Source organism: Actinoplanes sp. NPDC020271, assembly GCF_044388125.1.
GTDB lineage: Bacteria > Actinomycetota > Actinomycetes > Mycobacteriales > Micromonosporaceae > Actinoplanes.
On sequence record NZ_JBIRWQ010000001.1, the window covers coordinates 103198 to 126584 of the forward strand.

The following is a 23387-nucleotide window of genomic DNA, read 5'->3' on the forward strand; positions in this document are numbered from 1 at the left end:
GCAGCCAGGTGCCGCTCGGTGCAGGCGGTCATGCCGTGGGCAGGAAGTCATTGGTGTACGCCTTCGACGCGTCCACCTTCGTGCTCAGCACCTTCTGGTCGTAGAGCCACGCCGAGAAGTCCGTCCAGACGGCGTCCTTCTGCTCACCCCAGCGCGCCGCGTCGTCCTGATACTTCGGGCTCAGCCACTCCTGGCTCTTCTTGACCAGGTCGGCGTCGAGGTCGGGCGCGGCCTTGAGCAGGATGTCCGCGCTTTCCGAGGCATTCTTGCCCGCGTACGTGTACCCCTCCGACACCGCGGCCAGGAAGTCCTTGACGAGCTGCGGGTCACTGCTGATCCGCTTCTCGTTGGTGATCAGGATCGGGGTGTAGAAGTCCAGCGCCTTGTCGTAGTCCTTGACGTACTGGATGTTCACGGGCGCGCCCTTGAGCTCGGCGTTCACGCCGTCCCACCCGTAGAAGATCCACTCGAAGTCGATGCCCTTCTTGGTCGCGGTGAGGAAGTCGGCCTCGCCGACGTTGACCACCTTGACCTTGTCCGGGTCGCCGCCGTCCGCCTTGACCAGGGTCTTGAGCAGCGGTTCCTCGATCGCGCCGCCGAAGCCGCCGTAGGTCTTCCCGGCGTACTGCGAGGGGCGGGTCAGGTTGCGGTCCTTCGGCGAGGCGAAGCCGGACGTGTTGTGCTGGATGATCGCGGCGACCGAGACCAGCGGCGCGCCCTCGGCCCGGGCCTGGGTGAGCGCTTCCTGCGCGCTGATCGCGAACGGGATCTTGTCGGCGGCGACCAGCGAGGCCGGGTCGGCGTCGCCCGGCTGGACGATCTCCACCTCCAGGTTGTGGGCCTTGAAGAAGCCCTTGGCCTGGGCGACGTACAGCCCGGTGTGGTTGGTGTTCGGCGTCCAGTCCAGCGAGACCTGGACCTTGCGAACGCCACCGGTCGTGGCGGTGGCGCTCTTGTCGTCCTTGTCGCCACATGCGGTCAGGGCGACGGTAAGGGTGGTGCCCGCAAATGCGGCAAGAAGGTTACGACGGTTGATCATGCAGGAAAAATACGGACCTGAGCCCGGGTCCACCAGCCAGAAGTGGCCTGCATTACAGACTCTCCCCACATATCAGACTGAATTACTGGGAGTTAGTCGGACGATTACCCACTTCGAGGTGGGTGTGCCGCTCTCCTCGGCCTGCGAGTCGAGCGGGACGAGCGGGTTCGTCTCCGGGTAATAGGCCGCGACACAGCCCTTGGGCGTGTCGTACTCCACCAGGCGGAAACGGTCGGCGCGCCGCTCCTCGCCCTGCCACTCGGAGGTCAGGTCGACCAGGTCACCGTCGGCGAAGCCCAGCTCGGCGAGGTCGGCCGCGCTGATGAACACCACCCGGCGGCCCGAGTAGACCCCGCGATAGCGGTCGTCGAGCCCGTAGATCGTGGTGTTGAACTGGTCGTGGCTGCGCAACGTCTGCAGGACGAGACGCCCCTCCGGCACGGTCATCACCTCGAGCGGGCTGACCGTGAACACGGCCCGGCCCTCCCGCGTGGGGAACGTGCGCGAGTCGCGTGGCGGGTGCGGCATGGTGAACCCGCCGCTGTCGACCTTCCGCGCGTAGTCCTCGCACCCGGGCACGACCCGGCCGATCCGCTCCCGGATCTGCCCGTAGTCGGCGGTGAACGCGGTCCACGGGATCCCGTGCCGGTCGCCGAGGGTGGCCGCCGCGATCCCGCAGATGATCGCCACCTCCGACCGCAGCAGCGGGCCGGCCGGCTCGGAACGGCCGCGCGAGGCGTGCACCGCGGACATCGAGTCCTCCACGGTGATGCGCTGCACCCGGCCGCCGGTGTGATCCTGCTCGGTGCGGCCGAGGGTGGGCAGGATCAGCGCCGTCCGCCCGGCGTCGAGGTGGCTGCGGTTGAGTTTCGTGGAGATCTGCACGGTCAGCTCGGCGGCGCGCATGGCGGCCGCGGTCACCTCGGTGTCCGACATCGCGGCGACGAAGTTGCCGCCCAGCGCGAGGAACACCTTGGCCCGGCCGTCCCGGAAGACCCGGACCGCGTCGGCCGCGTCCACGCCGTGCTCGCGGGGCGGCTCGAAACCGAACTCGTCGCGCAGCCGGTCGAGGAACGCGGCCGGCGGCTTCTCCCAGATGCCCATGCTGCGGTCACCCTGCACGTTCGAGTGCCCGCGGACCGGGCAGAGACCGGCGCCGGGCTTGCCGATCATGCCCTGGAGCAGCGCCACGTTCACGAATTCCTTGATGGTGGCGACCGCGTTGCGGTGCTGGGTGATGCCCATCGCCCAGCAGTGGATGATCCGTCTCGAGGAGGCGAGCATGTCGGCCGCGGCCTCGATCTCGGTCCACTCCAGCCCGGTCGCGGCCAGCACCGCCTCGCGGTCGACGCTCGCGACGTGCTGAGCCCAGGCGTCGAAACCGACCGTGGACGACGCGATGAACTCGCGGTCGGCGACGCCCTTGGCCAGCAGCAGGCTGCCGATCGCCTGCCACAGCGCGAGGTCACCGTTGGACCGGATGCGCAGCAACCGATCGGCCAGGCCGGTGCCGCCGCCGACCAGCCCGCGCACCTTCTGCGGATTGTCGAAGCGGAGCAGGCCGGCCTCGGGCAGCGGGTTGATCGCCAGGATCTGCGCGCCGTCCCGCTTCGCGATCTCCAGCGCCGTCAGCATGCGCGGGTGGTTGGTGCCCGGGTTCTGCCCCGAGACCACGATCAGGTCGGCCTGGTGCAGATCCGCCAGGGTCACCGAGCCCTTGCCGACGCCGATCGTGCGCATCAGCGCGGTGCCGGTGGACTCGTGGCACATGTTGGAACAGTCGGGCAGATTGTTGGTGCCGAGCGCGCGGGCGAAGAGCTGATAGACGAACGCGGCCTCGTTGCCGGCCCGCCCCGAGGTGTAGAAGACCGCCTGGTTCGGATCGTCGAGACCCCGCAGCCGCGACCCGATCAGCGCGAACGCCTCGGCCCAGCTGATCGGCTCGTAGTGCGTGCCGCCGTCGCGCCGGACCATCGGGTGCGTGAGCCGGCCCTGTTTCTCCAGCCAGTGGTCGGTCTGCCCGGCCAGCTCGGCGATCGAGTGCTCGGCGAAGAACGCCGGGCCGACCGTGTCCCGCGTGCCCTCCCAGGAGACCGCCTTCGCCCCGTTCTCACAGAACTCGACGGGGTGCCGGTGACCCTGCGGGTCGGGCCAGGCGCAGCTCATGCAGTCGAACCCGTCGTGCTGGTTGAGGGCGCGCAGGTTGCGCACGGTCTTGCGGACGCCCATCTGCTGCACGGCGTTGGCCAGGCTCAGCCGCACGGCCTTGAGCCCGGCCGCGTGGTCGGCCGGTGCCCCGACCCGCAGACGGGCCTCTTCCTCATCGATCGGCGCCATGCCGGCAAGTCTGCCGTCTGCCCCAGGGGCAGAGTCCAGGGGGATCGGCAGACTCAAACTTCGAGTTCTGTGCCGGCCGTCACCGGACCTCGGCGTACGAGAGCTCGACAGCGTTGTTGCCGTAGCCGAGCCGATTCCACGGCGGCACCTCGGGCTGGACGTTGCCGGCCGCGTGGTGGCACGGGCCCGCAGGCTGTGCCGCCCGGGCGTCGCCTCCCACTCATAGCTCCAGTCCTGCCACCGGTACGGGCTCCGCGCGGGCTCGACCACCGCGGGACTCCACTCGCTGTCCCCGGCGAAGCTCAGCTCGACGCCGGTGATCGGCCCGGCACCGGACCAGGCCTTGCCACGGATCGTGTACCGGCCGGCCGGGATCGGGACGCCCGGCAGCGGGTCGGTGATCCGGGCCCGTACCCGCATGTGCGTGACCGGCTCGGACGGCCGGTCCGGCCACTCGTAGACGTAGTGGCCGGTCTGGAACTCGCCCGCGAACGGCTCGGTCAGCACGTCGAGCCGGGCCAGCCACTTCACCGAGGCGACCGCGTACCAGCGCGGCACGACCAGGCGGAACGGCGCGCCGTGGTCGGGGCGCAGCGGTTCGCCGTTCATCTCGTACGCGATGAGGATGCCGGCGCCCGGATCGGCCGCGACCGGCAACGGCAGCGAACGTACGAAGGTCAGGTCCCCGGTCTCGGCGAGAACCGCGCTGAGGTGGTATCTGCCGTGGTCGGCGCCGGTGCAGCGCAGTTCGACGCCGTCGGCACCGGGACGCGCCCGGGCCAGCACGTCGGCGAGCCGGGCGCCTTTCCAGGAGGCCGTGGAGACGGCGTAACCACCCCACGGCTCGCCGGTCGGCAACGGCCGGGTGTCGAGGCGGCCGTTGCCGGCGCATTCCAGGGTGACGGCGTACCGGCCGGCTCAGTCTCGGGCCGGGCCGGGCACCACACCTCACCCGCGACGGGTGAGCCGGGGGAGGAAGACGGTCAGGCGATCTCCTGGCGCAGCTCGGCGAGCACCGCCGGCGACGGCCAGTCGTCCACCCGGTAGCGGGCCGGCGCGAGCAGTGGCTCCGCCTCCAGCCCGACCCGCTCGGACACCGCCTCCCAGGACGCCTGGAACTGCGGCCCGGCCTCCGGGTGCACGAACGCGATGGTGTCCGCCTTCGGCAGCAGCGTGCTGACCCCCGCGGTCCACACCGCGATGGTCTCCGGCGCGCCGCCGATCGGCTCGGCCGCGAGCAGGCCGCCGACGTGCACCTCGACGCCGGCCTGCGCGTACTGCTCGGACAGCCAGTTGGTCTGCCCGTGATATTCGGTCAGGGCGAGCAGCGTCTCGGCGCGGCGGGCGGAAAGGTGGTGCGGGTGCCCCGGTGGCGGGGTGTAAGCGGCCGTCCGCCCCTGCGGGCCGGCCACGTAACCGACCGGCGACAGGCTGCGCGGCGCTTCCTTGAAGTGCTGGTCGACCAGGGCGTAGAAGGGCTCGGCGGTGGTCTCCGGCAGCGGGCAGAGCAGGAGCGTGTTGTTGTCCGGCGCGAAGGCCAGGACCGGGCCGCCGAGCCGCTCACCCACCTCGGCCAGCCAGCCCTGGGCGAGCAGCAGGGAGGTGAAGTACGCGTCGCCGTCGTCGAGCATGCTGATCAGCGGCTGACCGCTGGGCCACGGCTGGTCGAGCGAGGCCCGGGCCATCTCGGCGAGGTTCGCCCGGGCGGCGGCGAACACCTCCTCGGCCGAGACGCCCCACTCGTCGACCCGGTCGGGCACGACGTAGGCCATCGCCTCGGGTTGATCGACGACGACCAGTTCCTTCAGGTACGGCAGAGCCGCGCGGGAGATCGGTGGGCGCATGCCGGGCGGACCGGCGGACCCGAACGTGACCGGGCGCAGCACGGGGCGCAACTTGGGCCGTACCGAATCCCAATTGTCCTGTGGCGGCGGAGCCGCCATGATCCGGACCAGCCGGGCGAGCCGTTCCCGGCGCTCGGCCGGGGTCGCCCCCTCGGTCTCGCGGAAGATGTTCGCCAGGTAGAGGTGCGCCGGCCCACTCGACCCGGTGCGGTAGATCGCGATGGCGAACTCCTCCGGCCGCTCGATCGCGCGCTCCACCCCGGGCGTGCGCCGGGCGACGCGCAGCGCCAGCGCCGCGAATCGGCGCTGGGGCGAGACGAACCGGTCCAGCAATCCCACGGCGGAACCCTAGCCGACCCGGAGCACCGGAATCAGGCTCGGCCGGAGGAACCGGCCGGGGCCGGCTCGTCGACCAGCCGCGTGGCGATGGTGGTGAGCGCCTCGTCGAGCAGGGCGCGATCGCCGGGGTCGGTCATCGTGAAGTCCTCCAGCCGCGCGTCCAGCCACTCCCGCCAGGCGTGCCGCACCCGGTCGAACTGTTCCTGCCCGGCCTCGGTGAGACGCACCGTCTCCCCGTCGAGTCTGGCGCATCCAACCTGGCAGAGGTCGGTGAACGCGGGTTGCAGCACCTCCGGTGGCATCCGGAGGGTGCGCGCGATGGCGTCGACGTCGGCGTGCCCCCGCGCCCGCGCGTGCAGGTGTGTCTGACCCATCGCCCAGGCCTGCGACCGGGTCAGCCGGCCACCGGCATCGGCCGGGATCTCGTCCATCAGCGTCCGGTCATGTCCGGCTTTGCGCATGGTGTCACTGATCGCCCGCTCGAGTCGGGTGACCCGATCGGTCGGCGCCGGCGCCGGCACCTGGAAGCCCTCGCCCACGTCGGTGGCGTGCGAGCGGGCGCCGTCGCGCAGCGGCAGCTCCTTGCGGAAGAGCGCGCTGGTCATGCCCTCGGTCTTCCGGTTTCGGCGACGAGCCTTCCACTCCTCGCACGAAGTAAACTAAGTTTACTTCCCACCGGAACTCAGCCCTCGAGGAACGAACCATGGCGAACACCCTCACCGCCGCGAGCACCATCGGCGACTGGCTGACCCACCCCGAAGGCGGCCCCGCGCTGCGCACCCTGCTCGGCCAGGGCGGCGCGTTCGACGAGACCCAGCTCGCCCCGGTCCGCGGGCTCCCGCTGCAGCAACTCGTCGCGCTCAGCCCGGGCCGGGTCCCGCAGGCCGCCGTCGACGCCCTGGTACTGCAGGTCAACGACGGTGTCGCCCCGGCCGAGGAGACCGACTCCGGCGCCTGGCGCGAACAGATCACCGCGGGCCGCTTCGACGGCAAGACCGTGATCGTCACCGGCGCCGCCTCCGGCATCGGCCGCGCCACCGCCTCCCGCATCGTCCGCGAAGGCGGCCGCGTCGTCGCCGTCGACATCACCGCCGACGGCCTCACCACCCTCGCCGACGAACTCGGCGACGCGGTCGTCCCCGTCACCGCCGACATCACCCGCGACACCGGGATCGCCGACATCGTCACCGCGGCCGGCGACCGGATCGACGGACTCGCCAACGTCGCCGGCGTCATGGACGACTTCACCCCCGTCCACGAGACCACCGACCAGATCTGGCAGCGGGTCTTCGCGGTCAACGTCGACGGCGTCTTCAAACTGACCCGCGCCGTCGTCCCCGTGATGCTCAACGCCCGCCGCGGCGCCATCGTCAACGTCGCCTCCGAAGCGGCACTGCGCGGCAACGCGGCCGGGGTCGCCTACACCGCCTCCAAACACGCTGTTCTGGGAATCACGAAGAACACCGCTTTCATGTACGGCGGTGAAGGCATCCGGGTGAACGCCGTCGCCCCCGGTGGAGTCGCCACGGGTATGCGGCCGACGAACCAGTCCCCCTACGGCCTGGGCAAGACCGGCCCGTTCCTGCAGCTCATCCCGGGTGTGGCGGCGGCCGAGCACCTGGCCGCGTCGATCACGTTCCTGCTCAGCGACGACGGCGTCAACCTCAACGGCGTCATCCTTCCCTCCGACGGCGGCTGGTCCGTCCAGTGACCACTCCCTGGTTGGCAGCCATCGGCCCGGGCGGGGGCTGCGGGCGGGTTACGAGGTCGGGGTGATCAGCTGCTGGAGGAGGGCGCCGTAGCGGGTCACCAGGTCGGCGGGGTCGGCGGCGACCAGCTGCGAGTCGCCGACGACCCACAGGGCGTAGAGCAGGCCGCCCACCACCGCGGCGGCCAGGCGGGCGCGGAGATCCGCGTCCGGCCCGGTCAGGCGGGAGCGGAGCGGGCCGACGAACGTGTGCTCGTGAATGGCCTGGAGACGTTCCTTGATCTGCGGTTCGCCGGAGCCGCGGACCAGCGCCAGGTAGACGCCGCGGATGTCGTCGTCGGCGAGCAGCCGGGCGACGAAACGTTCGCCGAACTCGGCCGGAGGCACGTCGAGCAGCGGTTCGTCGTCGATGGTGAGCTGCATGGTGTCCAGGAAGAGCAGTTCCTTGCTGCCGAAGTGCCGGATCACCAGGGCCGGGTTGATCTCGGCCAGGGCTGCGATGTCACGGACCGAGGTGCGCGAGTAACCCCGCTCGCGGAACAGCCGGGTCGCCGCCGAGCGGATCTCCTCACGGGTCGCCGCGCCCGTACGCCTCACCATGCCCCGATCGTATGCCGCCGAAAGACAGGCCGGATTCCTGCTCATAGCGCACAGGAGGCCTGCAGATCGAGACCTCCTCGGCTCTCTCGGCGTTCAGGCATTCCACGGGGGGTCGCCGGATATTCGTGCTGATCGTCGATTCCGACGAGCAGAAGAAACCGGCGCTGCGCTGAACACCCTCGCGGCCGCTTTCCCCAATCCCGGGAGGCGGCCACGTTTCTCGTGGTCAGCTGGGTGCAAAAGACGTACGGGAGAAGGGGGTTCGAAAAATGCGAACCGTGACCAGACTCGCGGCCGTGAGCGGCGGAATCCTTGCCGCTCTCGCGATGGCCGCCGGGCCGGCGCAGGCCGCCCCGAAGGACGACCCGGATGTCCGGGCCGCATGCGACGCGTTCAACCGGATCGGCGCGCAGACCGGGCTCTGGACGCATCAGAACTGCGCGAACTGGCGCGTGAACCGCGACAGCTCGGTGCTGATCGTCAACAACGGCCGGGTCCGTGCCGGTACGTGGACCCACGGGGTCTGGCCGTTCGACTTCGGCAACCTGCCACAGGTGATCAACGTCAACGGCGTGAACGGCCCGCGCACGATCCCGGTCAAGCCACCGAAGAAGTAGCCCCGACCACCGCATTTCGCCCGTCGACGACGAGAGTGCGGACAACGGCAAGCGAAGCATGGCCGTTCTCGCGCTCTCGTCATCGACGTGACGGGGCGAAATGCCGCCGGAGCGGAGCGGAGGCAATCGGACTCAGCCCCCGGCCATGGCACCTACCACCATGAAGGGCTCCTCGCCGCGCACCACCCGGTCCGGCAGCGGAGTGTCCGGCGGATCGTTGGACAGGTCCTCCTCGCAGGCGAAGAACCGCACGAGCGGCCGCCGCTGCCCGGTCTGCCGGTCCCGGATGGTCCCGGTCAGCATCGGGTAGTCACGCTCGACCGCGTCGAGGACGGTCCGCTGGGTGACCGGCCCGGAGACGTCGACGTGCACCTCCTTGCCGCTGCGGGCGAGCGTCCGCAGGTGGACCGGGAGGACGACCCGGATCACGGCAGCACCTGGACTTCCACCGACAGCACGGCCGGCAGGTCGCGGGCGATCGCGGTCCAGCTGTCGCCGCTGTCGGCCGACGCGTAGACCTGGCCGCCGCTGGTGCCGAAGTAGAGGCCGCACTCGTCGAGGGTGTCGACGGCCATGGCGTCCCGGAGCACGTTGACGTAGCAGTGCGACTGCGGCAGACCGGCGGTGAGCGGTTCCCACTCCTCGCCGCCGCTGCGGGAGCGGTAGACGCGCAGTTTGCCGTCCATCACGTAGTGCAGGGAGTCGCTGGTGATCGGGACGACGTAGATGGTCTCCGGTTCGTGCGCGTGCACCGCGATCGGGAAGCCGAAGTCGGTCGGCAGGTTGCCGCTGACCTCGCGCCAGCGCCCGCCGGCGTCGTCGGTCCGCATCACATCCCAGTGTTTCTGCATGAACAGCGTGTCCGGCCGGGACGGGTGCATGGCGAGCCGGTGCACGCAGTGCCCCACTTCGGCGTCCTCGTCGGGCAGGCCGTCGGAGCGCAGGCCGGCGTTGATCGGCAGCCAGGTGGCGCCCCCGTCGTCGGTGCGGAACGCGCCGGCCGCGGAGATCGCCACGTACATGCGTTCCGGGTCGGTGGGGTGCAGCAGGATCGTGTGCAGGCACATCCCGCCCGCGCCGGGCTGCCACCCGGGGCCGGTCGGGTGCTGCCGCAACGCGGTCAGTTCCGCCCATTTCTGGCCACCGTCGGTGGATTTGTAGAGCGCCGCGTCCTCGGCGCCGGCCCAGATCGTGTCCGGGTCGGTGCGCGACGGTTCGAGGTGCCAGATGCGCTTGAACTCCCAGGGGCGGGGGGTTCCGTCGTACCAGAGGTGGTCGCCGACCGGGGCGGTGTAGGTGAAGTCGTTGCCGACCGCCTGCCAGTTCTTCCCGCCGTCGTCGGAGCGTTGCATGATCTGGCCGAACCAGCCGGACGTCTGGGACGCCCAGAGCCGATCCGGTTCGACCGGGGAACCGTTGAGGTGGTAGATCTCCCAGCCGGCGAAGTGCGGCCCGTCGATCGTCCAGTCCTTGCGCGTCCCGTCCGAGGTGATGATGAACGCGCCCTTGCGTGTGCCTACCAGTACTCGAACACCAGTCATACACCTCAGACTGCCGGACCGCCGGAAACTATGCGGTCCCCCGACGGCATCAACCCTCCAGGGCGCGCGCCATTTCCGCCTGTTCAGCGAGGACCTCGTTCATCCGGACCTGGACGGCGTCCATCTTGCCGATCGTCTCGCTGGTGGTGTGGATGCCGGACGCGACGGTCTCGGCGCTGGCCTGGATCCCGGCGATCTGCTGGGCCACCTTCTGGGTTGCCTCGGCGGTCTCCCGGGCCAGGTCCTTGACCTCGCCGGCGACCACCGCGAAACCCTTGCCGGCCTCCCCGGCCCGGGCCGCCTCGATGGTGGCGTTGAGCGCGAGCAGGTTGGTCTGCTCGGCGATCGACTCGATGATCTTGATGACGTCGCCGATCGCGGTGGACGCCTGACCGAGCGCGGCCACCTCGGCGGTCATCGCGGACGCGCGCGTGACGGCCTGCTCGGCGACCGCGGTGGCATCGCCGCTGGCGTTGCGCAGCCGTTCGACGGTGTCCAGCAGCGCCCGCGCGTTGGCGGCCGAGCGCTCCCCGGCCCGCAACACGTCGAGCCGCTGGCTGACCAGCTGTTGCACGTTACGCAGCGCGGCCGCGCGCGACTCGGAGAGATCGATGTACTCGGTGGTGAAGAAGTCCATCGTGCCGACGATCTGATCGTGACTCATGATCGGGAAGCAGACACCGGAGCGCACCCCGGCCCGGCCGGCCGCGGGCGCCCGGACACAGTCGGTCAGCTCGGACAGGTCGCGGACGAACACGAGGTCACGGGCTCGCCAGGCACGCCCGGAGAGGCCGACCCCCTCGGCGAAGGTGGCGGCCAGCGTGACCTTGCGGAACTCGTCGCCGGCCGAGCCGGACTCCACCTGGAACTTCAGCACGTTCTCGACCGGGTCGACCTCCCAGTACGACCCGTAGGCCCAGTGGAACGACGACCGCACCGCGTCCAAGGCCGCGCGGAGCGCTCCCTGCGAGTCCTGGGCTGCGCCCACCTTGGAGACGACGGTGGTGACCGCCATCCGGTCGTCGGCCACCTGCCGCAGTTCGGCCGCGGCGACCGCCCCGCTGCGAGCCCGCTCGGCGATCCGGGCGATCGTGGCGAACTTCTCCTTGCGGGCGGCATCCAGGTAGAGCGGCGTCGGCGAGTAGTACTCCAGCACACCCACCACGTCGTTGCCCTTGGTCACCGGAAGCACGAGACCGGCGACCATGCCGGCGCTCAGCGCCGCCTGGCATCGCCGGCAGTCGGTGCACTCGGCCATCGACTCGGCGTGGGTCAGCTGCCGGTTCCGGTACGCCTTGCCGATCAGCCCCGCGTCGGCCGGCAGGGCCGGACCGGGCGTCACCGCCTTGATCTGCGGAATCAGCCGCCCGGTCTCGTGCACCAGCTTCAGCTCACGTCCGTACGGCACCCAGACCGCGCCGTAACCGAAGCCGTACGACTCCACCGTGCTGGCCACCGTGATACGCCAGGCGTTGGACTCGTCCACCGCCGTGTCGAGCGCCAGCACCAACTCCTCCAGCGCCTCCACGTCACGCGGAATAGGCCGGATCGCGACCGCGCCGGCCTCCCGGGAACCGAACAACCGCACGCTGCCACCCCTCTGCCGGACCGGACCCGTCACCTGAACAATCGGCCCGTCCGCGAAGAGATGTAGCGGAAAGTTCAGGGCCGGAAGCGATATCCCATTCCGGGCTCGGTGAGCAGATGGCGCGGCCGGGCCGGATCCTCCTCCAGCTTGCGGCGCAACCGGGCCATGTACTGCCTCAGGTAGTTCGTCTCGGTCTGGTACTGCGGGCCCCACACGTCGTGCAGCAGCTCACGCTGGGTGATCAGCTTGCCGGGGTGCCGGACCAGGTGCTCCAACAACTGCCACTCGGTCGGGGTGAGCTTCATGTCGCCGCTGATCGAGCGGGTGGCCAGGTCAACGGCGTGATCACCGATCTTGACCACCGGTGATTCGGACTCGGGCGGCTGCACCCGCCGGGTCACCGCGCGGATCCGGGCCAGCAGTTCGTCGAGGCCGAACGGCTTGGTCACGTAGTCGTCGGCGCCGGCGTCGAGCGCCTCGACCTTGTCGGCGCTGCCGGCCCGCCCGGAGAGCACGATGATCGGCACGGTGGTCCAGCCGCGCAGGCCGGCGATCACCTCGGCGCCCTCCATGTCGGGCAGGCCCAGATCGAGCACGACCAGGTCGGGGTGGAGGTGCGCGGCGACGTGCAGGGCGGAGGCGCCGTCACGGGCGGTCTCCACCTCGTACCCCCGGGCCTTGAGGTTGATCCGGAGCGCCCGGACGATCTGCGGTTCGTCATCGACAACGAGGATCTTCGCGTTCATGCCGCCACCTCCGCTGCGCTCCGGCGTCGCCATGAAGTCCCCACTGAGCCCGACGATTCGCTCGCAAGCTCACTCATGCCGCCACCTCCGCTGCGCTCCGGCGTCGCCACGAAGTCCCCACTGAGCCCGACGATTCGCTCGCAAGCTCACTCATGCCGCCACCTCCGCTGCGCTCCGGCGTCGCCACGAGTTCCCGACTGAGCCCGACGATTCGCTCGCAAGCTCACTCATGAGGCAGCGGGCAGCGCGAGGATCATGGTAAGTCCGCCTCCGGGGGTCTCTTCGGGGGTGAGCGTGCCGCCCATCGCCTCGGCCAGCCCGCGGGAGAGGGCCAGGCCCAGGCCGACGCCGTTGTGGGTGTCCCGGTCGCCGAGGCGCTGGAACGGCAGGAACACATCGTCCCACCGGTCCTCGGGGATCCCGGGGCCGTGGTCGATGATCCGCAGCTCGATCGTGTCGCCGTGGCTGCTGCCGGTGACCATCGGCGGCCGGTCCGGCGGACTGTAGCGCAGCGCGTTCGCGATCACGTTCACCAGGACACGTTCCAGCAGCCCGGGGTCGGTGTCCAGGAGCGGGAGATCGTCCGGAACACGCATCGCGATCACACGGCCCTCCGGGCCGAGATCATCCAGCGCCCGCGGTACGACCTCCTCCGCCCCCACCGCGATCCGCGTCACGCCCAGCGCCCCGGACTGCAGCCGGCTCATGTCGAGCAGGTTCGCCACGAGCCGGTCGAGCCGGTCCAGTGACTCGTCGACGGTCGCGAGGAGCTCTTCCCGGTCCTCCTCGTCGAACTCCACCTCGGTGCTGCGGAGCCCGGCGACGGACGCTTTGGCGCTGGCGAGCGGCGTACGCAGGTCGTGGCTGACGGCGGCGAGCAGAGCGGTCCGCAGCTTGTTCGCCTCGGCGAGCGGCTTGGCCGTGGCCGCCTCGGCGGCGAGCCGTTCCTGGCGCAGCGCGACCGCGGCCTGCGCGGCGAACGCCTCGACGATCCGCCGGTCGGACGCCTCCAGGGTGTGGCCCTTGAGCAGCATCAGCAGGCTGTCGTCGGCGGTGACCGCCACGTCGGCCGCGGACCGGTCCGCGCAGACCGGCGCCCCGACTCCGGCCACCACGGTCCCGTTCTCGAGCAGCGCCACGGACTGCAGGGCGAACGTCTCGCGCAGCCGGTCGAGAAGCGCGACCAGCGGCCGCTGCCCGCGCAGCACTCCCCCGGCGACCGCGGCCAGGGTCTGCGCCTCGGCGGCGGCCTGCGCGGCCTGCCGGGTCTTGCGGGCCGCGGTGTCGACCACCCAGCTCACCGCGACCGCGACCACCACGAAGATCGACAAGGCCAGCAGGTTCTGCCCCTCGGCGATGGTGAAGCGGTGGTAGGGCGGCGTGAAGTACCAGTTGAGCAGCAGCGATCCGGCGACCGCGGCGAGCAGCGCCGGCCACAGGCCGCCGACCAGGGCGACGCCGACCACCCCGGCCAGGAACAGCAGGATGTCGTTGACCAGCGGCGGGTCCGGCACGGCGGCGAGCACCGCGGTGAGCAGCGGCAGGCCGAGCAGCGCGGTCAGGAAACCGGCGATCCGGCGGCCCCGGGACAGCGCGGCCGGCATCCGTTCCCGGCGGCGGCCCCGGCCGGCCCGCTCGTGGGTGACCAGGTGCACGTCGATCGAGCCGGAGAGCGCGGTGGTCGTCATGCCCACCCCGGCGGTGAGCAACTGCGCGAACCGCCCGCGGCTGGACGCGCCGAGCACGATCTGGGTCGCGTTGACGCCGCGGGCGAAGGCCAGCAGCGCCCGGGACACGTCCGCGCCGGTGGCCTGGTGATACGTCCCGCCGAGGCTCTCCACGAGCACCCGCTGCCGGGCCAGCACGGCCGGGTCGGCCCCGGCCAGCCCGTCGTTGCGGGTCACGTGCACGGCCATCAGGTCGGCGCCCTTGGTCCGGGCGGCGATCCGGGCCGCGCGCCGGATCAGCGTGTCGCCCTCCGGCCCGCCGGCCACCGCCACCACGACCCGTTCCCGGGTCTCCCAGGTGGCGTCGATGTCGTGGTCGGCGCGGTAGCGGTCGAGCTGGTCCTCGACCTTGTCGGCGAGCCAGAGCAGGGCCAGTTCCCGCAGGGCGGTGAGATTGCCGGTACGGAAGTAGTTGCCCAGCGCCGCGTCGATCTTCTCGGGCTGGTAGATGTTGCCGTGCGCCATCCGCCGGCGCAGCGCCTCGGGGGTCATGTCGACGAGCTCGACCTGCTCGGCCGCGCGGACCACGGCGTCGGGCACGGTCTCCCGCTGCTCGACCCCGGTGATCCGGGCGACCACGTCGTTAAGCGACTCCAGGTGCTGCACGTTCACCGTGGTCAGCACGCTGATCCCGGCGTCGAGCAGCTCCTGGACGTCCTGCCAGCGTTTGGCGTGCGCGGTGCCGGGCACGTTGGTGTGAGCCAGTTCGTCGACCACCGCGATCTCGGGACGACGGGCGAGGACGGACGCGAGGTCCATCTCGGTGAAGGCCACGCCGCGATACACCAGGTCGCGGCGTGGCAACACCTCCAGGTCGCCGATCATCGCGGCGGTGTGCTTGCGGCTGTGCGTCTCGACCAGGGCGACGACGACGTCCGCGCCGCGGCCGGCCCGGCGGTGCGCTTCCTCCAGCATCGCGTAGGTCTTGCCGACGCCGGGCGCCGCGCCCAGGTAGATCCGCAGTTCACCGCGCGCCATGATCAGTTCCCGTTGTCCAGCGCGATGTTCAGCCTCAGCACGTTGACCACGCCGTGCTCGGTGTTCCCCTTGATCAGCTCCCGCACGTGGTCCAGTGTGACGCCGCGCTCGCGCGCGACCCGGGCCGCCTGCAACTCCGCGTATCGTCCGGAGATCTCGGGATCGAGCCCGGACCCACTGGCCGTGACCGCGTCCGCCGGCACCACCGGATGTGCCGGCGCGTCACCCCGGATCGGCGTGATCACCCCGCCGAGCGCCCGGTAGTCCTCCCCGATCTCGGCCGATTCCACTGCTACACCCTCATAGGAGCTGATGAACGGCGCCCCGGCCTGGTTGACCGAGACGACCCGGGTGACCGGTCCGGTGAACCCGTCCCGGTAGAACACCGCGAGCACCGCACCGACGCCGTCACCCGTGCAGTAGGGGCGGCGGCCGTCCACGCCCTCCGCCTTCCCGATCGCCAGGCTGCGCGCACAGACCTGGGTCAGCAGACTCGGCCGGTCCGGGGTGTCGACCACGTCCTCCGGCCCGAGGTTGCCGGCACCGGTCGCGGTCGGATCGTGGGAGCCGGCGGAGGGCCGGCTCTGGAAGTACTCCGGGACGGGGTTCCCGTCGGCGTCGGTGAAGGACTGGCCGATCAGGCCGCTGCCGACGGTCTGGTTGCCGACGGTGACCAGCGAGCCGCCGGCCCGGCCGGACATTCCGGGAAGCTTGCCGACGCCGACGAAGAGCAGCGGATAGGCCAGCCCCAGGATGACGGTCAGGACGAGCAGCGCACGCAGCGCCGCGACATGGTGTGCGAGCCAGGCAGGTAGACGCATCTGGATCAGATCCCGGGGATGAGCTGGACGAGCAGGTCGATGAGCTTGATGCCGAGGAACGGCGCGACGACCCCGCCGACGCCGTAGATCAGCAGGTTGCGCCGCAGCAGCGCCCCGGCTGAGGACGGCCGGTAGCGGACGCCGCGCAGGGCGAGCGGGATCAGGAGGACGATCACGATCGCGTTGAAGACCACCGCGGAGAGGATCGCCGAGCCGGGCGAGTGCAGCCGCATGACGTTGAGCGTGTCCAGGCCCGGGTAGACCCCGGCGAACATGGCCGGGATGATCGCGAAGTACTTGGCGATGTCATTGGCGATGGAGAACGTCGTCAGCGCGCCGCGGGTGATCAGGAGCTGCTTGCCGATCTCCACGATCTCGATCAGCTTGGTCGGGTCGGAGTCGAGGTCGACCATGTTGCCGGCCTCCTTCGCGGCCGACGTGCCGGTGTTCATCGCCACGCCGACGTCGGCCTGTGCGAGCGCCGGGGCGTCGTTGGTGCCGTCGCCGGTCATCGCGACCAGGCGTCCGCCCTGCTGTTCCTTCCTGATCAGCGCGAGTTTGTCCTCGGGCGTGGCCTCGGCCAGGAAGTCGTCGACCCCGGCCTCGGCGGCGATGGCGGCCGCGGTGCGCGGGTTGTCACCGGTGATCATCACGGTCCGGATGCCCATCCGGCGCATCTCGTCGAAGCGCGCCCGCATCCCGGACTTCACCACGTCCTTGAGGTGGATGACGCCCAGGATCCGATCGTTCTCGGCCACGACCAGGGGCGTGCCGCCCTCGGAGCTGATCCGGTCGACGATCGCGTCGACCTCGGCGCTCCGCTGCCGGGCCCACTTGATCACCGAGGCGGCCGCACCCTTGCGGATGCTGCGGCCGGGCAGATCGACCCCGCTCATCCGGGTCTGCGCGGTGAACGGCACCCAGGTGGCGCCGGACACCAGACCGGGCTCGCGCTCACGCAGCCCGTACTCGTTCTTGGCCAGCACCACGATCGAGCGCCCCTCCGGAGTCTCGTCGGCCAGGCTGCTGAGCTGCGCGGCATCGGCCAGGACCGGAGGATCAACCCCATTGACGGGTACGAACTCGGCCGCCTGCCGGTTGCCGAGCGTGATCGTGCCGGTCTTGTCGAGCAGCAGCGTGGTCACGTCACCGGCCGCCTCCACGGCCCGTCCACTCATCGCGAGCACATTGCGCTGCACCAGCCGGTCCATGCCGGCGATGCCGATCGCGGAGAGCAGCGCCCCGATCGTCGTCGGGATCAGGCAGACCAGCAGCGACACGAGCACGATTCCGGTCACGCCGTGCGCGTTGATCGCCGCGCTGTCCGGGGCCGCGGCCTGGTACGCCGTGCTGAAGATCGCGAGAGGCTGCAACGTGACCACGGCCAGCAGAAAGATGATCGTGAGCGCGGCGAGCAGGATGTTCAGCGCGATCTCGTTCGGGGTCTTCTGCCGGTCGGCACCCTCGACCAGGGCGATCATCCGGTCGACGAAGCTCTCGCCGGGCCGCTGGGTGATCCGCACGACGATCCGGTCGCTGAGCACCTTCGTCCCGCCGGTGACCGCCGACCGGTCGCCGCCGGACTCGCGGATCACCGGGGCGGACTCGCCGGTGATCGCCGACTCGTCGACGCTGGCGATGCCCTCGACGACGTCACCGTCGCCGGGGATGATCTCGCCCGCCTCGACCACCACGACGTCGCCGAGCTGCAGGTCGGGCGCGGGCACGACCCGGCCGTCCGGCAGGCGCGCCATGGTGTCCTGCTTGGCCGAGCGCAGCGCGGCGGCCTGGGCCTTGCCCCGTCCCTCGGCGACCGCCTCGGCCAGGTTCGCGAAGAGCACGGTCAGCCACAGCCAGCCGGTGATCAGCCAGGCGAAGAGGCTGGGCTCGGCGATCGACAGGACGGTGGTGAAGACAGCGCCGATCTCGACGATGAACATGACGGGGTTACGCCACATGACCCGGGGGTCGAGTTTCCGGAACGCGCCGGGGAGGGCGTCACGCCGTACGGAAGGAATCGTCTTCTCGGTTTTTTTGATCTTGGGGTTGTCGAGAACGGCGGTCATGAGAGGCCTTCCGCGATGGGTCCGAGGGCGAGAGCGGGAAGGAAGGTGAGCGCGACGAGGACGACGGTCACACCGACGACCATGCCGACGAAGAGCGGCTGATGGGTCGGGAGCGTGCCCTCCGACTCGGGCACCGGCTGCTGCCCGGCCAGCGCGCCGGCGAGGGCGAGCACCAGGATCAGCGGCAGGAACCGGCCGAGCAGCATGCACAGCCCCAGCGCGGTGTCCCACCAGCCGGTGCTGACGGTGATCCCGGCGAACGCCGAGCCGTTGTTGTTGGCCGCGCTGGTGAAGGCGTAGAGCACCTCGGAGAGGCCGTGCGGCCCGGCGTTCAGCGCCGTCGCGTTGTTGCCGGTGGCGAACGCGGCCGCGGTCCCGGCCAGCACCAGCGCCGGCGTGACGAGGAAGTAGAGCGACGCCAGTTTGATCTCCCGCGCGCCGATCTTCTTCCCGAGATATTCCGGGGTACGGCCGACCATCAGGCCCGCCACGAACACCGTGATCACCGCGAGCACGAGCAGGCCGTAGAGGCCGGAGCCGACGCCACCGGGAGCGACCTCGCCGAGCATCATGTCGATCATCGGCATCATGCCGCCCAGGGACGTGTACGAGTCGTGGGAGGAGTTGACCGCGCCCGTCGACGTGAGCGTGGTGACGGCCGCGTAGACCGCCGAACCGCTCACCCCGAAGCGGGACTCCTTGCCCTCCATCGCCGCGCCGGCCGCCTGCGGCACCGTGCCCGCCCCGTGCATCTCGAAGCCCACGGTCAGCGCGACGCTCGCGATGGCCAGCACCGCCATGACGGCGACGATCGCGTACCCCTGCCGGGTCTGCCCGATCATCCGGCCGAACACCCGCGGCAGGCTGAACGGGATCACCAGGATCAGGAACAGCTCCAGCCAGTTCGTCCAGACGTTCGGGTTCTCGAACGGGTGCGCCGAGTTCGCGTTGTAGAAGCCGCCGCCGTTCGTGCCCAGCTCCTTGATCGCCTCCTGCGAGGCGACCGGGCCACCGGTCAGGTGCTGGGTGCCGCCGGTCAGCGTGGTCACGTCGGTGCCGCCGGAGAGGTTCTGCACCATTCCGGCGATCATGAAGAGCAGCGTGGCCACCACACAGATCGGCAGCAGGACCCGCAGCGTGATCCGGGTCAGGTCGACCCAGAAGTTGCCCAGCGTGGTCGCCTTGCGCGCGGCGAAGCCCCGCAGCAGCGCGACCGCCACCGCGATGCCGACGCTCGCCGAGACGAAGTTCTGCACCGACAGGCCGGCCATCTGCACGAGGTGACCCATCGTGGACTCGCCCGCATAGGCCTGCCAGTTGGTGTTGGTGACGAAACTGACCGCGGTGTTCCAGGCGATGTGGTCCTTCACCGGGTCCATGCCCAGCGACAGCCAGAGCCTGTCCTGCAAGCGCAGCAGCAGGTAGAGGAAGAGGACCGAGACGGCCGAGAACGCCAGCACCGACCGGGCGTAGACGCCCCAGGTCTGCTCGGCCGCGGGGTCCACACCGACCGCGCGGTAGATGCCGCGCTCCACCACGCTGTGCCGCTCGTGGACGACGACGCGGTACAGGTAGTCACCGAACGGGCGGTGGACGGCGGTCAGCGCGACCACCAGCGACAGGACCAGGATCCAGCCGGACATCAGAACTTCTCCGGGAAGAGCAGGGCGGCCACCAGGAAGGCGGCCAGCAGGACAGCCGTGATCAGGCCGGCGAGGTTGACGGCGCTCATCAGCGTTCGACCGCCCGGACCAGCACGGTCAGCGCGGCGAACAGCGCCACCGTCAGCACGACGAAGCCGAGATCGGCCACGGGACCACTCCTCAGTCGAGGTCTTTTCGGGTACGCCGGAACTCAATCTCGGCGTGGTCGCCGGCGACAGGGCTGTTCACACCGCGCAGACAGCGCCGCCGCCGTTTTTGACGCGCTGTTCACGCCGCGGAGACGCCAGTCACTCCGGTGGCCGGAAAAAGAACGGTTCCTGAGAGTGGCGTTCAGCTTCGCTGGGTACCTTGACCTGATTCGGCCACCGGGCTTCGGCGGCCGGCGATGACACGTGCGAGGGAGTTGATGTCCGCCGTGGGCGGATACGGGTGGCAAGTTGTCCTGGTCGTGGTGCTCGTGCTGCTCAACGCGGCTTTCTCCGGCAGTGAGATGGCGCTGATCTCGCTGCGGGAGAGCCAGCTGCAGCGCCTGGAACGGCAGTCCCGGGCCGGTCAGACCCTGGCCCGGCTCGCGCGGGATCCGAATCGGTTCCTCGCCACCATTCAGATCGGCATCACGCTGGCCGGCTTCCTGGCGTCGGCCGCCGCGGCCGTCTCCCTCGCGCAGCCGCTGATCGGCCCGCTCGGGTTCCTCGGCACCGCCGCCGAGCCGGCCGCGATCGTGGTCGTCACGTTCATCCTGACCTTCTTCACCCTGGTCGTCGGCGAGCTCGCCCCGAAACGGGTGGCGATGCAGCGCGCCGAGGGCTGGGCGCTGATGGTGGCCCGCCCGCTGGACGTGCTGTCCACGCTCTCCCGGCCGGTGATCTGGCTGCTCGGCAAGGCCACCGACCTGGTGGTGCGGATGGCCGGCGGCGACCCGGACGCGGCCCGCGAGGAGGTCAGCACCGAGGAGATCCGCGACATGGTCGCCCAGCAGCAGGAGTTCACGCCCGAGCAGCGCACGATCATCAGCGGCGCGTTCGAGATCGCCGACCGGACCCTGCGGGAGATCCTGGTCCCGCGGCGGGACGTGCTGATCCTGCCGGCCGTGATGAAGTCGGCCGAGGGCCTGCAACGGCTGGTCGACGGCGGTCAGTCCCGGGCGCCGGTGACCGGGCCGCTCGGCCTCGACGACGTGCTCGGCGTGGTGCACCTGCGGGACCTGATCGGCTCCGACGGGCACGTCATCGACCACATGTTCACGCCGCTCTTCCTGCCCGAGACGCTGAAGATCACCGACGCGCTGCGCCAGTTGCGCAGCCAGCGTCAGCAGCTCGCCCTGGTGGTCGACGAGCGCGGCGCGATCGACGGCATCGTCACGATGGAGGACCTCGTCGAGGAAGTCGTCGGCGAGATCTACGACGAGACCGACCGCGACGTGCAGTCGGTGATCCACGAGGACGACGGCACGATGCTGCTGCCCGGCACGTTCCCGATCCACGACCTGCCGGACATCGGCGTCGAGATCGAGGAGGAGGACGAGGGCGACTACACCACCGTGGCCGGCCTGGTCCTGGCCCGGCTCGGGCACGTCCCGACCGCGCCGGGCGAGACCGTGGCGATCGACGGGCACACGGCCGAGGTCGTCGAGGTCACCGGGCGGGCGATCACCCGGCTGCGGCTGCGGCCGGTCGAGAGTGAGAAGCCCGCCACAGTCGCGTAACCGCAGCGTTTGGCCGATCTCCGGATCGGGCAGGGTGCCGCGGTGCTCACGATCATCGCGCTCGTGCTGCTGGGCGCGGTGCTCGCTTTCGCCGTCGCCCGGCCGCGCGGCCTTCCCGAAGCCGTCGCCGCTGTCCCGGCCGCACTGATCTGCGTCGGCTTCGGCCTGGTCACCCCGGAAGGTGCCCTGCACGAGGTGCGGGAACTGCTGCCGACCGTGCTGTTCCTGGCTGCGGTGCTGGTCCTCGCGCACCTCGCTGAGGAGCACGGCGTCTTCGCCTGGGCCGGCACGGCCGTCGCCCGGTTCGGCCGGGGACGCCCGAAGCGGCTGCTCACCGCGGTCTTCGCGGCGGCCGCGGTGACCACTGCTGTACTCAGCCTGGACGCCACGGTCGTGCTGCTGACCCCGGTGGTGCTGACCGTCGCCGCCCGGGCCCGGGTGCGCGCGCGACCACACGTCTACGCCTGCACGCACCTGGCCAACTCGGCCTCCCTGCTGCTGCCGGTCTCCAACCTGACGAACCTGCTGGCGTTCGCGGCGAGCGGCCTGAGCTTCGCCGGATTCGCGGCGCTGATGGCCGTGCCGTGGATCGCGGTCGTCGCCGTCGAATACGTGGTCTTCCGCTTCTTCTTCGCCCGTGACCTGGACGGCTCGGCCTCACTCCCCGAGCCGAACGGGCCCGCCCCGAAATACGCCCTGACCGTCCTGGCCCTGACCCTCGCCGGGTTCGCGGCCCTGCAGCCGCTCGGCGTCGAGCCGGCCTGGGTGGCCGCGGCCGGCGCCGCAGCCCTGGCCGTCCCGCTCTTCCGCCGCCTGCGGGTGCGTACCCTGGTCGCCGAGGCGAACCCGATGTTCTGCACGTTCGTCCTCGGGCTCGGCGTCGTGGTGCTCGCCGTCCGCTCCCACGGGCTCGGCGACCGGATCGACGCGCTCGTCCCCCGGCACGCCGGCCTGCTGGCCCTGCTGTTCGTCGCCGGGCTGGCCGCGGTGCTCGCTAACGTGCTGAACAACCTGCCGGCGACCCTCGTGCTGCTGCCGGCCGCCGCGCACTCGCCGGGGCTGCTGCTGGCCGTGCTGATCGGGGTGAACGTGGGGCCGAACCTGACCTACGTCGGCTCACTCGCCACGCTGCTCTGGCGGCGGATCCTGCACGCTCGGGACGCGGCGCCGCGTACCGCCGAATTTCTGTTGCTGGGGCTGGTGACCGTGCCGTTGTGCCTGGTCGCGGCGGTGGTGACGCTCTGGGCCGGCCTGCGGCTCTCCGGGGTTTCCTGACACCGGCGTTCCGGCGGCGCCGTCGGCCTGTTCGGCGGTGACCTCGGCCCGGCGGTTGCTCTCACTCGGCAGTCACCTGGGCCCGGGCGGTCACTTCTGTTCGGCGGTCACCTGGATCCGGCGGTCATTTCTGTTCGGCGGTCACCTGGGTCCGGCGGTCATTTCTGTTCGGCGGTCACCTTTCCCAGGGCGGTCAGCACCTCGCGCATGATCGCGCGCAGGTCGCCCGGATCGGTTTCGGTCAGCCAGCGCTCGAACGCCACCCGCAGCACCACGATCCCGGCCTCCGCCGCGAGCGCCGCCTCCTGCGGCGCGACCCCGCGCGCCCGCAGCCCCTCGGCCAGCCGCTCCCCCAGCCGGGCCAGCTTGATCAGCTCACGTTCCTGCAGCTCGGGGTTGGCCGCGATGATCAGCTGCCGGTGCCGGGTCCGCTCGCGGTCCGGCCCGAGGAACCTGCCGCCGACGTCCAGCGCGGCCGCGACCACGGCCATCGGGGCGGCGCCGGCCGGTGCCTCGGCGACCGCCCGCTGAAGCGCCCCGGCCAGGTCTTCCGAGCCGGCGAAGAGCACCTCGCGCTTGTCGGCGAAGTGCCGGAAGAACGTGCGCGCGGTGACCCCGGCCCGCTGGGCGATCTCGGCCACGGTCGTCTGCTCGAAGCCGCGCTCGACATACAGCTGCATCGCCGCCTCACGCAGCCGTTCGGCGGCCCCGGGTTCCCATCGCACCATGCGGTGATCCTAGTCATGTCACACGATGACATCACGTGCGCTATGGTTCATGTCATCAAGTGAC

The 23387-nt window shown here is 70.8% G+C and carries 19 protein-coding genes; 4 read left to right on the plus strand and 15 right to left on the minus strand.

Annotation, left to right across the window (positions count from 1 at the left end):
* Window positions 1–28 precede the first annotated feature (28 nt).
* The 4 genes from ACH442_RS00425 to ACH442_RS00440 all read right to left on the minus strand — a co-directional run bounded on the left by ACH442_RS00425 (window position 29) and on the right by ACH442_RS00440 (window position 6164).
* Entirely contained in the window at window positions 29–1039 is a 1011-nt protein-coding gene (locus tag ACH442_RS00425; protein WP_396120389.1) for an ABC transporter substrate-binding protein, read from the minus strand.
* Between the two features lie 72 nt (window positions 1040–1111).
* Window positions 1112–4273 (minus strand): FdhF/YdeP family oxidoreductase, encoded by a 3162-nt coding sequence (locus ACH442_RS00430; protein WP_396121002.1) that lies wholly within the window; start codon window positions 4271–4273, stop codon window positions 1112–1114.
* A gap of 86 nt (window positions 4274–4359) precedes the next feature.
* Complete coding sequence (locus ACH442_RS00435; protein WP_396120390.1) at window positions 4360–5559, minus strand: hypothetical protein; 1200 nt, start codon at window positions 5557–5559, stop codon at window positions 4360–4362.
* Window positions 5560–5591: 32 nt separating this feature from the next.
* Window positions 5592–6164, minus strand: coding sequence for a hypothetical protein (locus ACH442_RS00440; protein WP_396120391.1), 573 nt, complete (start codon window positions 6162–6164; stop codon window positions 5592–5594).
* Between the two features lie 98 nt (window positions 6165–6262).
* Here ACH442_RS00440 and ACH442_RS00445 point away from each other — a divergent pair, with 98 nt between their 5' ends.
* The gene (locus ACH442_RS00445; RefSeq protein ID WP_396120392.1) at window positions 6263–7270 is read left to right on the plus strand and encodes an SDR family NAD(P)-dependent oxidoreductase; all 1008 of its coding nucleotides are present in this window, start codon (window positions 6263–6265) and stop codon (window positions 7268–7270) included.
* Window positions 7271–7318: 48 nt separating this feature from the next.
* Here ACH442_RS00445 and ACH442_RS00450 read toward each other — a convergent pair whose 3' ends face one another.
* On the minus strand, window positions 7319–7867 hold the full coding sequence (locus ACH442_RS00450) for a TetR family transcriptional regulator (protein WP_396120393.1): 549 nt from the start codon (window positions 7865–7867) through the stop codon (window positions 7319–7321).
* Between the two features lie 278 nt (window positions 7868–8145).
* Between ACH442_RS00450 and ACH442_RS00455 the strand changes: the two genes are divergently transcribed.
* Window positions 8146–8484, plus strand: coding sequence for a hypothetical protein (locus tag ACH442_RS00455; protein ID WP_396120394.1), 339 nt, complete (start codon window positions 8146–8148; stop codon window positions 8482–8484).
* A gap of 132 nt (window positions 8485–8616) precedes the next feature.
* On the opposite strand, the gene ACH442_RS00460 is transcribed toward ACH442_RS00455, so the two are convergent.
* The 9 genes from ACH442_RS00460 to ACH442_RS00500 form a co-directional block, all read right to left on the minus strand.
* Window positions 8617–8913 (minus strand): MoaD/ThiS family protein, encoded by a 297-nt coding sequence (locus ACH442_RS00460; protein ID WP_396120395.1) that lies wholly within the window; start codon window positions 8911–8913, stop codon window positions 8617–8619.
* The gene (locus ACH442_RS00465) at window positions 8910–10025 is read right to left on the minus strand and encodes a WD40/YVTN/BNR-like repeat-containing protein (RefSeq protein ID WP_396120396.1); all 1116 of its coding nucleotides are present in this window, start codon (window positions 10023–10025) and stop codon (window positions 8910–8912) included. The genes ACH442_RS00460 and ACH442_RS00465 overlap by 4 nt, the downstream gene beginning before the upstream one ends.
* Before the next feature lie 49 nt (window positions 10026–10074).
* Window positions 10075–11613: a methyl-accepting chemotaxis protein gene (locus ACH442_RS00470; RefSeq protein ID WP_396120397.1), complete on the minus strand. Its 1539-nt coding sequence runs from the start codon at window positions 11611–11613 to the stop codon at window positions 10075–10077.
* 74 nt (window positions 11614–11687) lie between these two features.
* Window positions 11688–12359 (minus strand): response regulator, encoded by a 672-nt coding sequence (locus ACH442_RS00475; RefSeq protein ID WP_396120398.1) that lies wholly within the window; start codon window positions 12357–12359, stop codon window positions 11688–11690.
* Between the two features lie 227 nt (window positions 12360–12586).
* Window positions 12587–15064, minus strand: a complete 2478-nt coding sequence (locus ACH442_RS00480) for a DUF4118 domain-containing protein (protein ID WP_396120399.1) — start codon at window positions 15062–15064, stop codon at window positions 12587–12589.
* 2 nt (window positions 15065–15066) lie between these two features.
* Complete coding sequence (locus ACH442_RS00485) at window positions 15067–15885, minus strand: potassium-transporting ATPase subunit C (RefSeq protein WP_396120400.1); 819 nt, start codon at window positions 15883–15885, stop codon at window positions 15067–15069.
* Between the two features lie 5 nt (window positions 15886–15890).
* Window positions 15891–17951: a potassium-transporting ATPase subunit KdpB gene (gene kdpB / locus ACH442_RS00490; protein ID WP_396120401.1), complete on the minus strand. Its 2061-nt coding sequence runs from the start codon at window positions 17949–17951 to the stop codon at window positions 15891–15893.
* Entirely contained in the window at window positions 17948–19594 is a 1647-nt protein-coding gene (kdpA, locus tag ACH442_RS00495) for a potassium-transporting ATPase subunit KdpA (protein WP_396120402.1), read from the minus strand. The genes kdpB and kdpA overlap by 4 nt, the downstream gene beginning before the upstream one ends.
* Window positions 19594–19683 carry a potassium-transporting ATPase subunit F gene (locus ACH442_RS00500; RefSeq protein WP_396120403.1) on the minus strand — a complete coding sequence of 30 codons (90 nt, stop codon included), beginning with the start codon at window positions 19681–19683 and terminating at the stop codon, window positions 19594–19596. Before ACH442_RS00500 ends, kdpA begins: the two co-directional genes overlap by 1 nt.
* A gap of 347 nt (window positions 19684–20030) precedes the next feature.
* Between ACH442_RS00500 and ACH442_RS00505 the strand changes: the two genes are divergently transcribed.
* Together ACH442_RS00505 and ACH442_RS00510 are read left to right on the plus strand one after the other, a co-directional pair.
* Window positions 20031–21320 carry a hemolysin family protein gene (locus ACH442_RS00505; protein ID WP_396121003.1) on the plus strand — a complete coding sequence of 430 codons (1290 nt, stop codon included), beginning with the start codon at window positions 20031–20033 and terminating at the stop codon, window positions 21318–21320.
* Between the two features lie 42 nt (window positions 21321–21362).
* Complete coding sequence (locus ACH442_RS00510) at window positions 21363–22595, plus strand: SLC13 family permease (RefSeq protein WP_396120404.1); 1233 nt, start codon at window positions 21363–21365, stop codon at window positions 22593–22595.
* Window positions 22596–22753: 158 nt separating this feature from the next.
* On the opposite strand, the gene ACH442_RS00515 is transcribed toward ACH442_RS00510, so the two are convergent.
* On the minus strand, window positions 22754–23323 hold the full coding sequence (locus ACH442_RS00515) for a TetR family transcriptional regulator (protein ID WP_396120405.1): 570 nt from the start codon (window positions 23321–23323) through the stop codon (window positions 22754–22756).
* Window positions 23324–23387 lie beyond the last annotated feature (64 nt).